This window comes from Psychrobacter sp. NG25 (assembly GCF_015234355.1).
Classification (GTDB): Bacteria; Pseudomonadota; Gammaproteobacteria; order Pseudomonadales; family Moraxellaceae; genus Psychrobacter.
Genome location: NZ_JADGMV010000003.1, coordinates 80,022 through 94,546, shown reverse-complemented (window position 1 = coordinate 94,546; position 14,525 = coordinate 80,022). Strand labels below are relative to the sequence as shown.

At 41.7% G+C, this 14,525-nt stretch carries 11 protein-coding genes; 1 reads left to right on the top strand and 10 read right to left on the bottom strand.

Going from position 1 to position 14,525, the window contains the following annotated elements; translation table 11 throughout:
* Positions 1-101: 101 nt before the first annotated feature.
* The 10 genes from IPZ60_RS05755 to IPZ60_RS05710 all read right to left on the bottom strand — a co-directional run bounded on the left by IPZ60_RS05755 (position 102) and on the right by IPZ60_RS05710 (position 12,911).
* Positions 102-1,214 (bottom strand): glycosyltransferase, encoded by a 1,113-nt coding sequence (locus tag IPZ60_RS05755; RefSeq protein ID WP_227669251.1) that lies wholly within the window; start codon positions 1,212-1,214, stop codon positions 102-104.
* Positions 1,215-1,280: 66 nt separating this feature from the next.
* Positions 1,281-2,273 (bottom strand): glycosyltransferase family 2 protein, encoded by a 993-nt coding sequence (locus IPZ60_RS05750; protein ID WP_194196908.1) that lies wholly within the window; start codon positions 2,271-2,273, stop codon positions 1,281-1,283.
* Positions 2,270-3,352 carry a polysaccharide pyruvyl transferase family protein gene (locus IPZ60_RS05745; protein ID WP_194196907.1) on the bottom strand — a complete coding sequence of 361 codons (1,083 nt, stop codon included), beginning with the start codon at positions 3,350-3,352 and terminating at the stop codon, positions 2,270-2,272. Before IPZ60_RS05745 ends, IPZ60_RS05750 begins: the two co-directional genes overlap by 4 nt.
* A gap of 13 nt (positions 3,353-3,365) precedes the next feature.
* Entirely contained in the window at positions 3,366-4,556 is a 1,191-nt protein-coding gene (locus IPZ60_RS05740) for a hypothetical protein (RefSeq protein ID WP_194196906.1), read from the bottom strand.
* Positions 4,549-5,565, bottom strand: coding sequence for a glycosyltransferase family A protein (locus IPZ60_RS05735; RefSeq protein WP_194196905.1), 1,017 nt, complete (start codon positions 5,563-5,565; stop codon positions 4,549-4,551). Before IPZ60_RS05735 ends, IPZ60_RS05740 begins: the two co-directional genes overlap by 8 nt.
* A gap of 69 nt (positions 5,566-5,634) precedes the next feature.
* On the bottom strand, positions 5,635-6,951 hold the full coding sequence (locus IPZ60_RS05730) for an oligosaccharide flippase family protein (protein ID WP_194196904.1): 1,317 nt from the start codon (positions 6,949-6,951) through the stop codon (positions 5,635-5,637).
* Positions 6,952-7,024: 73 nt separating this feature from the next.
* Positions 7,025-9,028: a nucleoside-diphosphate sugar epimerase/dehydratase gene (locus IPZ60_RS05725; RefSeq protein WP_194196903.1), complete on the bottom strand. Its 2,004-nt coding sequence runs from the start codon at positions 9,026-9,028 to the stop codon at positions 7,025-7,027.
* A gap of 54 nt (positions 9,029-9,082) precedes the next feature.
* Positions 9,083-11,344 carry a polysaccharide biosynthesis tyrosine autokinase gene (locus IPZ60_RS05720; RefSeq protein WP_194196902.1) on the bottom strand — a complete coding sequence of 754 codons (2,262 nt, stop codon included), beginning with the start codon at positions 11,342-11,344 and terminating at the stop codon, positions 9,083-9,085.
* 31 nt (positions 11,345-11,375) lie between these two features.
* Positions 11,376-11,852: a low molecular weight protein-tyrosine-phosphatase gene (locus tag IPZ60_RS05715; RefSeq protein WP_194196901.1), complete on the bottom strand. Its 477-nt coding sequence runs from the start codon at positions 11,850-11,852 to the stop codon at positions 11,376-11,378.
* 9 nt (positions 11,853-11,861) lie between these two features.
* Positions 11,862-12,911 carry a polysaccharide biosynthesis/export family protein gene (locus IPZ60_RS05710; RefSeq protein ID WP_194196900.1) on the bottom strand — a complete coding sequence of 350 codons (1,050 nt, stop codon included), beginning with the start codon at positions 12,909-12,911 and terminating at the stop codon, positions 11,862-11,864.
* A gap of 595 nt (positions 12,912-13,506) precedes the next feature.
* Between IPZ60_RS05710 and rluB the strand changes: the two genes are divergently transcribed.
* Positions 13,507-14,454 carry a 23S rRNA pseudouridine(2605) synthase RluB gene (gene rluB, locus IPZ60_RS05705; RefSeq protein ID WP_194196899.1) on the top strand — a complete coding sequence of 316 codons (948 nt, stop codon included), beginning with the start codon at positions 13,507-13,509 and terminating at the stop codon, positions 14,452-14,454.
* Positions 14,455-14,525: the final 71 nt, after the last annotated feature.

Sequence of the window (14,525 nt, the reverse complement as noted above, 5' to 3'; positions counted from 1 at the left end):
TGGTTGCAGGCTCGCTCAGCCTATTATATGTGTCGCACTTTTACTCTCGTTCCTTGTACTTAAATAACGCTGAACCTGCTATAGATGAACAGCAAAAGCTGTCATTTCATATTCAAATACATTTGCGTTAATTTTTGCGCGTTTGTCACAGCACTGAATCCATATAGATTTAGTGCTTCTGTTATTTCTTTTTCATTAGGCCGTATGTCTTTAGGTTTCAATAAACAATCGACCCACTCCTTGACCGAATGAATCGGTAAAAACTTCACCAGTCCAAGCCCCAAATCCACTTCAGGTGATACTTGATCAGAGACCAGCGTTGTTAACCCAACGGTTTGACTCTCTACCAATACAACTGGAAAGCCCTCATGCAAAGAAGGCATGATCATATAATCTGCGCTGGCCATCAGTTCTGTGATATCCGTACGCAGCCCCAAAAACTTGACCGTATCCAGTAGTGACTTATCAGTTACTTGCTGCCTGAGCATCACATCCAATGGACCTTGTCCGACAATATATAAGGTAAAGTCAACATGACGTTTTTTTAACTCCTCAGCGACTTCTAAAGAAAACTGATGGTTTTTAACCTCATTGAGACGACCGACTTGGATAATTTTTAATCCTTTATATCCAAGTCCTTTAGCACCCAACTCATGATCGATATAATGTCGTGATTGGTTGGCGACTGTCATCATCTTCTGTATATCAACAGCATTGGGCAGTAGCCACACATCTTTTGTAGTACCAAATAGGTAATTTGCAGCATGGTCACCGCAGCTAATTCTCTTAGTGGCTAATGTACGATTGGTAATTAATGCCCATTGCTCATATATTTTTTTGACGATGTTAGTTTTACCATTACTGGTACTATGAGAGTGTGAAATGCGATGCCGCACGCCAGCACTTTTAGCAGCTAATAGATGAAAAGCATTGTTTAATAGCATATGAGCATGAACGATTTGATAGTCAGGGTGCTGTTTAAAAAATCGTTTAAGCTTTAGCATACGCTTAATTGGATTGCTGGCTAAAATGGGTATAATTTTACCGCCCAACGCTCTTATCTCAGCATCGTAGTCACAGACCTCATCGGTAAAGGTAATAAAATCAAATTGAATCTGACTATGATCTATATGGCGATATAGATTCATGAGCATGGTCTCTGCCCCAGCACGATCCATTTTACCCACTATGTGCAGTACCCTCTGAATAGCCATCTCTTTACCTATTAAGAAACATAAAGCCAAACGTATTTTTCCAAACTATTTTTAACCTGTCTTCTCTTAAGCTTTCATTCTTGCTTTTTTATCTAGTGCTTGACGAAGTACCTGCAACATAGCCAAAGCGGCTTGGCTTGGCAGACGTACTATATTGCTGATCACTAGATGTCTTAATGTTAAATCGCTCTCATAGCCTTTTAATCGTAGCGTCTTATCTGCTTTTTTGGCTTGTGCTAATGCAGCTGTTAAATATTCATTGTCTATACGAGTAAGAATACTCCAATGACTTTGTCTGATTTTATTGGCGAGTATTTCTTTAACTGTATCCGCTTGATAACTCTCTACTAGACTGATGACTTCTGAGTGAATAACGAAGAGGTCTAATAGTTTTTTATCTGTTGAACCTGTGATCGACGTACCTCGCTGTCTATACAGATAAAAATCAATAGGCAGTTGATACCTAACCTGAGCAGATAAACCAAGATACCAATGAAACGGCCAATCCTCGTAATACAGACCTACTGGGAAATGTAACGAGGCAGAGTGCACGATACTAGATCGAATAAATTTGAGCCATGCAAAATGCGGTAGGCTAAAATACAAATCGTCTATTTTAGTAGCATTGAATGTCAAATTAGCAACTGGGTACGGCAGTTCTGTTTCTGCTATGCCCTCTTTAAACGGTACAAAGCCATACGTCACCACTTCTGCGTTCGTAGTGAGGGCACAATCTACACAAGCTGCCACCAAGCGAATATCTACGATATCATCGGAATCAACGAACATCATATACTCGCCTATCGCAGATTTAATGCCGGTATTACGAGCAGCAGAAAGGCCACTGTTTTCATTATGTTGAATGACTTTTATGCGCTTATCTGTGAGATGTGGGGTTAGTGCTTGTTTTGAGTCATCAGTGGAGCAATCTTCAACGACAATAATTTCAATATTTTTATAAGTCTGCTGCTTGATAGATGCTAAGCAGGCGTCAATATATGACGCGACGTTATATACTGGCACGATAATGCTCACTAATGGCTCGGCTGCAATGGTCATATTCTGGCCACCGATTTTTTTAAATCATTGTACTCATTGATGTGAACGGGAGACTCAGTCATCGTACCGTGAGTCAGGGAAAGAAGCCTATCGATGAATTTTGGAATCTCCATAATCTCATCTAATTCTAAAAAAACGAGTCTTGGATGATTACGTAGCCAGTCCAACTGCGTCTGTCTTATCTTATGATTGGAGTTCGGCAATACCAAGCATGGCGTGCCCGATAGCAAACATAAAATCATGCCATGCAGACGGTCAGTCACCACCAATTGTGCAGCACGAAACTGGCTGAGCTTATCAGTCAGCAACTTTAAACAATGTGCCTCGTCTAATTGAGAGCCACCAGCATGGGTGTCTGTTTTTTCAATCTGATAGCCAGTATCTGCCAAGGCTTTGTCTATCATTGCATATTGCTCAGTCGATAGTGCAGCTTCTTTGTCATCTCGTAAGCATCGTAAAATACCTGAAGGTACTAAGCCATCTCTCGCTCCAAGTATTGCTGCGTTGGCACTCATAACGATATCTGGCACAAGACCAATATGGACATTGCTATGCTCAGTAAAAAGCTTAATAAGCTTGGCCGCTGTCATCGACTCTCTGGCAAAAATATGTATATCTGGATGCTTGGCATAGACGTTTACGATACGATGCAATACACGCTTAGACTTAGCAGAATTACTCCAATCTAATGTCTGAGGAAAACAAACAATGCGATTCGCAGGAAACGCCTTAATGACTACTTGGCGCAGCTCCTCAATATCAGGATATGTGCCACCCATATTACCGCCGCCGATAATAGTGACGATATCATTCTCTTTGATTTGCTGTTTAATTGAATTCAGCACCAATCTGGTTTGACTAATAGGAATACTAACCACCTCATAATCGGTCATCACATGTTGCAAGTATTGCTTTTGAGCATGAGAGATAGCAATATCACCAATATTGCCATAGTCAGCAGCCAGAAAAATGAAGCATCGATTACTGCTCGGAAGTGGTAATTCGCGTGTGCCCATATAGGTTGCTAAATGTTTTTTTAGTCTGAGTGGTATGAGTTTTTTTATAGCGGTAGTATTCATTTTCGACACTCCCTTATTTGTTTCTCATTAACATTTTTTTCACCCACATACGACGTCTTGAACCAAAAGGAAACAATCTATTCAAGTTAGGAAGCGGTTTACGTTTGAGTGCTTTTTCAATGTATGGCAGCCATTCAAGGCCTCTGCCCGTTTTAATCATCTCATGACGAATAAAATTCCAATCTATACGTACTATTTCGTTTTTTAAAATCATAGATTTAAAGAGTGATGAGTCAATGGGCTCACTAAAACATTGAGGGTTATCTATACCTGCAACCAAAAAATTGAGACGCGTTCTAACACATTTCTCACAGTGGCCACAGTTGCTATCATTCTGGTCACCCGCCCAGCAAAAACGTAGGTTTTCAATACCCAAGGGCCATGCTGAAAGAGCTTGAAGCTTCTCTGAACGACTAAACCCTGCCCCATCATGAATTACTCTAAAGTCGCCAGAACTCAGCAGCGGATCAGTAATTGGATGTGAGCCCCAAGGGCTAATTAATACATCATAAGAGTCACCGCTACCGATGAGCCCAATTCCTGCATATCGTTTCAAGCCGCATAATACTGAAGCGATAGCAGCAGCATGATAGTCCTCCCAATTGATAGACCAAAGCGTGCGAATATTCGTTTCAACTGGCAGTAGCTCGATATTGATATCTGCAAGTGCTTTTGCCGCTATTTTTGCCGCACTGCTAAAACCTTCTGTATCATCTAAAGGTATATCAAAGCCGTGGACAAAAACCCCTGCTTTGATATCTCGTGTGGCATATCCTGCTCTGCCTGTCGCATGACGATAAGCGGTAAACTGAGCATCCACACCACCAGAAAATGCAGCAATCGTACCATCAACTTGTACGTCGCTCTCTCTAATACGATCAACTTGTATATTAATCAAAAAATAACGCTCTGGTAACCATTTATTCCAGACATACTGTAGTTCTGTCAGGTTGGCTAATAGCTCGTGGGACACGCTACCATGGACACGAATAGCCGCACGCAACTGCATCGCAGGCAACAATGTGGCTAACAAATAAGAGTCGCAATCATCGTCTTCCGGCATGGGTAGATCAATAGGATACGCAAACCACAATTCTTGCTCGGTGACACTTTCGCTCGCAGCAGTTTGTTTCAGCAAACAATAACGAGTCTGTCTGCTTTCGTCACTCTTTAATGCCTGAGGAAACAAATCAATATTAAACATGTCTTTTTACCTTTGCTTTAGTCCAAGACAGTTGAAGAAAAACCAATGTCATAACATACCAATGTCGTGAAAAACATGAAATCAAGATACGAATGCCGCGCGATGGGTGTTGTTGATAGTAATGTGGCAAACAGTTCTGATAAACGAAAGACTGACGTATTCTCATCAACTCTGTACGACGTTTCCAAACCTCAATATGAGCCAAATTATTGAGTAAATATGGCAGCATATGCTCGATATAACTACGAGCAAAATCTGATAGTAGCACTTGCTTCTCAGTAGCACTGATAGACCAGTCATGTATCTTAATTCTGGCTTTATAGTCTGCTTCAATAGACTCCAACAGCCCTGGCTTATATCGCAAACTCGTCATCGAAGTAGCATTTTCATAGTAGTTATATGGACAGTCGGGTACGACAGATAGATGGCTCGCTTTATCCAAGCACTCAATATTAAAAATACCATCTTCACCAAGCTTTACGTCACAATTAAACCGTAAATCCGCTATCAGGCTTTTACTATAAACTTTGGTAGTTACATACCAATATATATTTCTATTCTCTGTCACTCTCAGTTGCAAACTCTCAATATCTTGCCGTGAATATTCTGCCGAAATGTTATGGCGCTCGATTACATCACCATTTAGCATGATTCGCTTATGACCAAACGCCAACATCTCGATATCCCGATCAACAGCCTGTTCAACGACAAAGTCAAAATACCAATCGTCGATACTGTCGTCCGCATCTATAAAGACGATGTAGTTACCAGTCGCGATATCAAGCCCAGTATTACGAGCGTCTGCCACACCACTATTTCTTTGATATTTCACCGTAATCCAGACCTTAGCACTTTCCCAGCTATGCAATAATCTAGCAGTCTCATCTTTAGAACCATCGTCAATGACTATCAACTCAATCTCATGGCTTTTTTTCGCAACGTCAATACTACTAATACAACGATCAATAGTAGCAGCGGCATTAAATGCGGCGATAATAACTGAAATCATAGTGAGCCTCTTGAGTTGAGACTTCTAATGCATATCCTTTGTGCCATCCAACGCAGTCAAGATATTTACCTACTGCTGCACTTCATGGATATGAACAAGACGCCGAAAAGCGACATAAACGATAGATAAACTAAGCAAGACCCCAACAAATGAGAACAGGGCAATAGCGACCATATCTGACTCAAAAACGTAAAAACCTATATACAGCGCTGCAGCACGAAATATCACTGCAAACACTTCTCTAATTAAAAGAAAACGCTGCAAACGTAATGCTGGCAATGCCGCAGTACTCGCACCCGATACCAAGCTGGTCAAAAGCCAAATAGAAAGCCACTGCGAATAACTACCTGCTAATGCCCACTCTGCTCCAAACACTAAAGAAAAAAGATAATCGCCAAAAACGAACACTGTACCGAATGGAACAATACCAACCACCAATAGAATTACCGTCACTTTTAATAAAAATTGATAAGCCTCTGGTGAGTTTGATGTGATCGCACGCGTAATCTTAGGATAGAAAACCTCTCCAACAGCTTGGCCTAACAACATCGCTGGTGCGCCGAGCACAAGAACAGCCAGTGAATACTGCCCTGCAGAAGAAGCACTAAATAACGATGCTAACAGGATAGTGGGCAACCCTACTGAAGCAGCATTAAGCATACTCTGTGGCATGCGGTATATGGCAAAGTCACGCTGCGATATAGCAGCGTTACGAATACCAACCGTGCCAAACCAGTTTCGGACATTTAATACACCAATCCTAGGCACACGGAGCATTTGCATTATAAAATTCGTGAGCTGCCCTGCTATCGTTAATAAAATAAGCAACATACCAGAAGGTGCCAATACACCACCTATCAACTTACTGGTATCTGTCACAAGCTTGCTCTCTACATATGCACGAGCTTTGGCTTTAAACAAACCTACTCTGATAGCAGATTGATCAGCAACAGATAGAAACGCGCCTGCCAATAGCGTCAACGGTATGAGATACAACATGTATGGTGTACTTTCCATACCCGTCCATCGTGCCAAATAAACATTACCAAAATAGACAACGATGAACGATATAGCAGCGACAAACAAACTGAGTAACACAGACAACCTGATAATGGCTGCAGCATCCTCGTCACTATCAGGCATCACAATGGCATTGGCATAACCCATGGTCGCAATCGGAGTAATAATACTGATGATTGCGGCAAAGGTGGCAGCAATACCAAAATCTTCAGGGCTATATAATCTGGTGAGAAACGGCATAAAGACCATAGCGATTGCCTGACCAGCCGCAATACCGCCGCCAACCATGGCCACATCTCGTACAAAGTGACTGGTTTTCAATCGACTGATTACGCTCTGTATCGATAACAACACTTCAGAGGCCATTGCTCATCATCCAATTTGATACTTCATAGAACTTATAAAGAATTAACAGTCTCGCGGTTAGCTACCTACTGTATTAACCAATTTCATCCACCAGCGGTGATGTCAGTTTTTCAACCTTAATCCTGACATCATCACCTTCACGATAGCCTTCCACAAACGCTCTAAATTGTGTTTTTAGCCATGCCACATCCTGTTGTTTGGCTTTTTCTATAAATTCAAACAAAATATTTTCGATATCTTCTAAGGGAAAGCTGTGCTCCATTGCTTGCATGATTAACGGATGAAAGGTGGTTTCGATATTATCCTCACCTATAATCAATTCCTCGTAGAGCTTTTCGCCCGGCCTCAATCCAGTAAACACAATTTCGATATCTCCGTTAGGGTTACTCGCATCTTTTAGCTCGCAGCCAGTCAAACGAATCATACGCTTGGCAAGGTCTACAATTTTGACAGGTGCACCCATATCAAGTACAAACACTTCCCCACCAAATGCCATAGCACCTGCCTGAATCACCAAACTGGCCGCTTCGGGAATCGTCATAAAGTAGCGTGTTATGTCTGGATGGGTGATGGTAATCGGACCACCCTGCTCAATCTGTTTAGTAAATAATGGTACGACAGAGCCTGAAGACCCCAATACATTGCCAAAACGCACCATGCTAAAACAAGTATGACTACTATGCTGGCTCAATCCTTGACAAACCAACTCAGCCAAGCGTTTGGATGCTCCCATGATATTAGTAGGTCGCACTGCTTTGTCCGTAGAGATCAATACAAAGGTGTCTGCTTTAGCCTGTATCGCCGCACGAGCACAGTGATAGGTACCTTTGGTATTGTTAATCGTGCCTTCAAAGGGATTGGACTCAACAATCGGGACATGCTTGTAGGCTGCTGCATGGTAAATTGTATTTATATGGTTAATTTTGAATATATTAATTAATTTTTTTTCATTGCTCACGCTTCCGATGATACTAATAATCTCAATATCTTGATAATCGATATTTTCTATCTTTTTATTTCTGAGCTCTTGATCTATCGTATATAGAGCATATTCAGACTGCTCATACAACACCAAGCATTTAGGCTTATTCTTAATAATTTGCCGACACAATTCACTACCGATAGAGCCACCAGCACCTGTCACGAGGACGTTTTTGCCAGTAATATTTTTTTGCAGCAACTCAGCAACTGGCTCGACTGTATCGCGTTCAAGGACATCCAAAATATCAACGGGTCGTATATGACTGACTGTCACTCGCTCGTCTGCCAACTCTCGTAAGCTCGGTAAGTCTTTTATCTTGACAGAAATACCTGATAGGCTATCCATAATCTGCTTTTTGCGGGCACGGCTCATAGAAGGCATCGCCAAAATCACCTGTGCCACATCAAACTTCTCTATTAACGAGGGCAGCGCATGACCGGCATAGATTTTTCTACCATGTAAGTAAGCACCTCTCAGCTGTTGATCATCATCGATGTATGCCACCACGTTATATTTATGGGAATGTCTCAAGCTTTCTAGCAGCTCTCTACCCGCTTCTCCTGCGCCATAAATAATCACGTTATCACAGCAATCATTTGAACGACGTTCTTCGTCTGTTTTCTGCAGCCTTTTCAAAAAGGTACGTATTATCAGCCTACTGTTCCATAACCAGATAAAAAAAGAAAATAGAAATATGATGGGTACTGAGCGCGGTATCATTGATAGGGGATTTACATAGATAAGCACTTGGTAAACGATAATAAGCAACAAAAACAACTGCAATACACGACCCATTACCGCATCAAAAAAACCTCTAGAAGCCCCTCTATAAAACCCTATAAGGTACAAGCTCGCCACAGGAATAAAGGCATACGAAACTAATATTATAGGGCTGACATGATGCGCCATATATCCTTGTCGTAATGCCAACGCTAAAAATAAGCAAGAAATCGATACAGCATAATCTATGCTAAATAAAATAGAGCATTTGACAAACCGTGGTAATGACAATAAAAGCAGAGCCGCACGCTTCGACCATTGATGCAACTCACCAGTCGACCGATAAGCATTGTCAGACTCTGTTTTTATAAACATAAGATCCACCCACTTAAGTTGTATTGATGATAATGAACAACCACAAAATACTAATTAGCGGTTATTTCCATAGGCATAATGGTAATGATAGCTGTATTTATTCATACGGCTTTGCTGTACATCATTGAGAATAATGCCATCTACTTGCACATTGGCTTTACTCATCTGCTTGACCGCATACATCAGCTGACCTTCTACTGAGCGATTAAATTTAGTAACGATAAGCACTTTGTCTGCATGTTGCGCCAACACCATCGCATCTGAAGCTGCCAATATCGGTGGCGAGTCAATGACAATATAGTCATATTGCGTCTTCAGCACTGCTATTAGCTGGTTGAACTTTTGACCTATTAATAGTGAAGTAGGATTGTTTGATGACTGTCCTCGCGATAGAAAGTCAATATTCTCCATACCAGTAGGATGAATAAAACCTTCAATCCTTGGAGCAGATATCTCGCTAGTGGCTTGAGTACCGTTAATGGGAGATGCGCTCTTTTTATCCTGCAACAGATAATCTGCAAGACCCTCCTGCGGGCCCAGTTTAAACATCTTATGCAGCGCACCTAAACGCATGTCGCCATCAATGACCAAAATCTTTTTATCGAGCTGTGCAAACACTTCAGATAAATTGGCTGCGATAAAGGACTTACCGACACCTGGGCTTTCTCCAGTAATCAATATGACTTGTGCGGACTCTCCGACCCCTGCGCCTGTTGGCATGCCAAACATCAGGTTTGTTCTCAAACTTTTAATGGCTTCATAGCTCAAACTACTGTGGTCAACATGAGCAAGCATTCGATCGGTGGTCTTTTTATTTTTACTCAGTCTGAATAATAAAGGTGAGCGCAGAATCGTGGCAATGACAGGAATACCTGTCTTAGACTCTAAACGCTCTGGATCTTTTACAACCGTCCCCATTAAGTTTCTGAGTAAAACCAATATCACCCCAAGCATCGCACCTGCCATTATGGCTAGTATCATGATTTGTGGCTTATTAGGGGCAATGGCATTAAAGGTACTGGTGGGTGTATCGATGACACGGGCATAGCCGATTTGGCCCGCTTTGACGATTTTTAGTTGTTCATAATTCTTGAGTAGCGTCAGATAGATTTCTCTATTAATGGCGGTGTCTTCTGATAGCCTTAAAAACTCTCGCTGGATTTCAGGTAGGCCTGATACCGTATTTTCGATTTGTCTCGTTCTATTACTCAGCACTTTGAGCTGCTCATTAATTTGAACGACCAAGGGATGTTCTTCAGTATAATAAGTGGTCAAATCTGCTTTTCTGAGCTTAAGATCGTTGAGCTGCCCATCGATTCGGGATTTTTCGTTCAATAGCAACTCAGCCTCTTGAGCCACATCGATAGTGCCGTGTTTTTTACGAAAGTCATTAAATAGTGCTTCAGACGCTTCTAGCTTCCCTTTTAATAGCGGTATCTGCGTTTCCATAAAGGTGAGCGTTTTAGTGGTTTCTTCAGAGCCGCGTGACTGGTTTTGATCCACATAAGATCGAACTATTTGATTGAGTATAGTCGTGATTTGCTCTTGGTTTGTACCCGTCATCGATAGCTGAATAATGCCCGTGCTTTGACCTTTTTCTTCAACCGTTAGTGCGCTATTGATACCATCTGTCGTGGCTTTTAATGTCTGTTTACTAATACTAATCGGGTAATTACCCGTCGGTAATCCGGTAACGGTAATCTTAATCTGACCTTTTGATCCTTTAAACTGATACGGCTGACCAAGCTGACCTTTAAAGTTATCCAAACCATTGCTCAAAACAAATCCGGTGGCAGATCTACTCAAAGTAAAATATTGGTTCAAATAAGCTTTCGACACATCAAACTGACTGATTTCCACTACGCCATTTTCGGTATTCAGTGACACTTCATCAGTTGTATTAACTTGAGTCTCTATATAGTTTCTTTTGATCGTATCAATATATCCAATATTAGGATCCGTGAGCCTAATACGCAGATTCAGTAGATCGACTACAGGCTCTAGTATCATGCGTGATCTTATAAGCTCTGCCTCTGTTTCTGCTTTGCTTGTTTCTGCACCGACCAACTCTGAGATGCTCGCGCCAAGTGCTTCCACCCCTTGCGCATTTTCTTCAATCTGTATCAGCGCATCAGATTTAAACGTTGGATTGACATGGCGGGTATACAAAAAACCTATCAACAAACCCAATAAAACCATGAGTGCTATTATTTTCCAACCGCGCAGCAATGCTAAAGCCAGCGCCATTAAGTCGATGTCGTCAGTGTCTTTTTTGCCCGTAGGCATTGATAGGTTTTTTGAATCTGTTTTATTCATAACCATATACTCACTACTCAATGTTTACCGCTTAATAGCACTCACTAACCTTCAATTCTTTTATGACAATCGCCTCACTCATCTTGATAGCCCATTGCTCAAGACTGTCGTCAATATCTTGTCTACTCGTCTCAAACACCGAGTTATCCTGCTGATAAGGATCTGCAATATCTTTATCAATCCAATGTCCAATTCGAAAAGTTCTACCACGGCAATGCGGCCACCGATTCTCAATCCACTTGGTTTGACTCACTGACATAGTCAAAATTAAATCTGCATGACTGACTAATGCTTCGCTGATGGGTTTGGCGATATGTGAGCTGATGTCGATATCGTGCATGGCCATCAATTCTATGGCTTTAGTATCCGCAGAATGACCTACTAACGCTGACAGACCTGCAGAGTCTACGTGCTTGTCTGGATAGCGCTCTCTCAAAATAGCAGCGGCCATCGGGCTACGGCATATATTGCCAACGCAGACGACTAAGATACTGTCAAACGTATTCATGATTGACTCCTATATCCCTGAAATCAGATTGATTGCTGATGTTGAGGGAAGAATGGCGCTGATAATACGATTCCAGCGTGCTAAACCTGTTGGATCTACATAAAGTATGTCGTTGGCCTGCATGTCAAAACGGCTAGCCAATGCCAAACTTGTGATGCTCTGCATATCGACATAATAAATATGTGTATATTGTGATTGCGGGTTATCACGAACGATGTATACTTTTGCAGCATTGGCGGTATTGGAATTTAACCCGTTCGACTCGCCTAACACATGTGCCAAGCTCAGCCCTTGCTCAGGAATAGAAACTGGTTCAATTTTGCCAAACTCACCCAATACATAGACTCTATTACGACTTTGGCTGTTGACATGAATGGCGTCACCATCTTGTAAATATATTTGATTGGCAGACAGTCCCATTTGCTGTAATGATTGGATACCTAGCTTGTAACTCTTGCCTTGGCGATTTAATACAATATGGTTTGAATCACCAGCATCAGTGGTACCACCTGCCATAGAGATTGCCCCATATACGGAGATTGGCACATCAGCAATCGTAAACTCACCAGACTCTTTGACTTCACCATCAACGAAAAACTTGCTGCCACGATAGTTGATAATTTTGACCTGAGGATCTGAGTATTTTAGATAGCGTTGTAGTTTACTTTGTAAGGTTGCGGTAAATTGCGGAACACTCATTCCGCTGGCTTGAATGCGTCCTATCAATGGGAACTGTATAAAGCCTTGCTGATCAACGGTTAGGCTAGATGTCGATGCATTAATATCTGGATAACTGGTGAGTATGATATTGAGAATGTCGCCTTTAGCAATTCCATAACTGACTCGACCAGACGTTTTAATTAAATGATACAAATCCTGATCTGGGGTAATGGCTTCTGTACGTGGCAAGGTCGCCAAATTCAAAGGTTGAATATAAAACTGTAGGCCATTTTCTGCAGTAAACGCACCTGATTCCGGCACATCTCCAGACTGAAGTCCTGAATTGACTGTGCAACTCGCAAGTGAGAGTGCTAATAACAAGCCAACAATGCTCGTCATTAAAAAGCGCTTGCGTACAGAAATGATGTATTTATAAACCATAACAGTTACTCATATTTATAATATTGCATAAAATCGAAGCCGCTCACTATGATAAATATATTCACTAAAAAGAATTTATATATCAAATATACACTCAAACTATACACAACGCAATATTTATAAATTCTCATATAACAATGTGTGATCATTTACCATTTTCAATACAGCCCTTTTACAACAATGCCTAACCAATTTCTTTAGAAGTAGACACAACTGGAACGATAAAATAGTGAGCAGATAGCAAAGAATATAAGTAATAATTCTGTAACTTTTAAAAATTGATGTCGCACTTTATATTTCAACCGATAATTTAGTATCAATTAAACAAGGCTATCTGTTATCAAAATACAACTCTCGATATAATTGAGCCGACATCTAGTTGAAATAGCTGTATATAACTAATGAACTTTTATTCAATTTTATTTTCATAACAACAACTTATATAATTAGTAACAACAGGTTTGCGTGCTAAAGCCATCAAAATAGCGTAGAATAGTCAATCCAAATTTTTTTACATTGAGAAATGTAAACCCACCGACTCAAGGTTATGATTATGAAAGACGAAAAATTACAGAAAGCCCTCGCCCGCATGGGTCTTGGTTCACGCCGTCAGATGGAAGAAGTCATCAAAGCTGGTCGCGTCACTGTCAATAACGGCCCAGCAACTATTGGTGATCGTGTTGAACAAGGCGATGAGATTCGCGTTGATGGCCGTCAGATCAAATACACTTCTGAAAATGAGAAGCGTCGCCGTGTTATCGCTTACTACAAGCCTGAAGGCGAAGTCTGCTCTGCTAAAGACCCAGAAGGTCGTCCAACCGTTTTTGAGCGTTTGCCAAAGCTGACTCATGACCGTTGGGTAATGGTCGGACGCTTGGATATCAACTCAACGGGTCTGTTATTGTTTACCAATGATGGTGAAATGGCGCATCGCTTGATGCATCCATCTGGTGAAGTCACTCGTGAATATGCGGTACGTGTATTGGGTGAAGTGACGCCTGAGATTGCCCGTGCATTAACGGCTGGCGTCATGCTAGAAGATGGCCTTGCAAAGTTTGAAGATATCAAAGACGGTGGCGGTGAAGGCGTCAATAAGTGGTATCATGTCCAGCTAAAAGAAGGTCGTAACCGTGAAGTACGTCGCTTGTTTGAGTCGCAAGGCCTAAAAGTTAGCCGTCTACTACGCACGCGCTATGGCACGATTGCTCTACCAAAAGAGTTGCGTACTGGTCGCTTCTTAGAACTCGACAGAAAAGACATCAATACGTTGACCGATTTAGTAAGCTTGCGTCCTCGTTATGGTACGGGTCTGCATGGCGCAGCGAAAGAGAAGCAAGAACGTATCAGAAGCAAGCCGCTTAAAGCGCGTCGCGCTACTGACAGTCGTGGCGATAGCCGCAGTGGTAGCGACAATCGCAACAGCAGTGCAAAACCTAAGAGCAGTGCTAGCCCTGCCAGCCGTGGTACGCGTAACACTCGTGACCGCAACGATAAGCGCTAAGTGATACCAAACCCAAAAAATACGATTAGCTGTGTTAAACTCGTTTAGTCTACCCTTCGTAGTACTTGCAC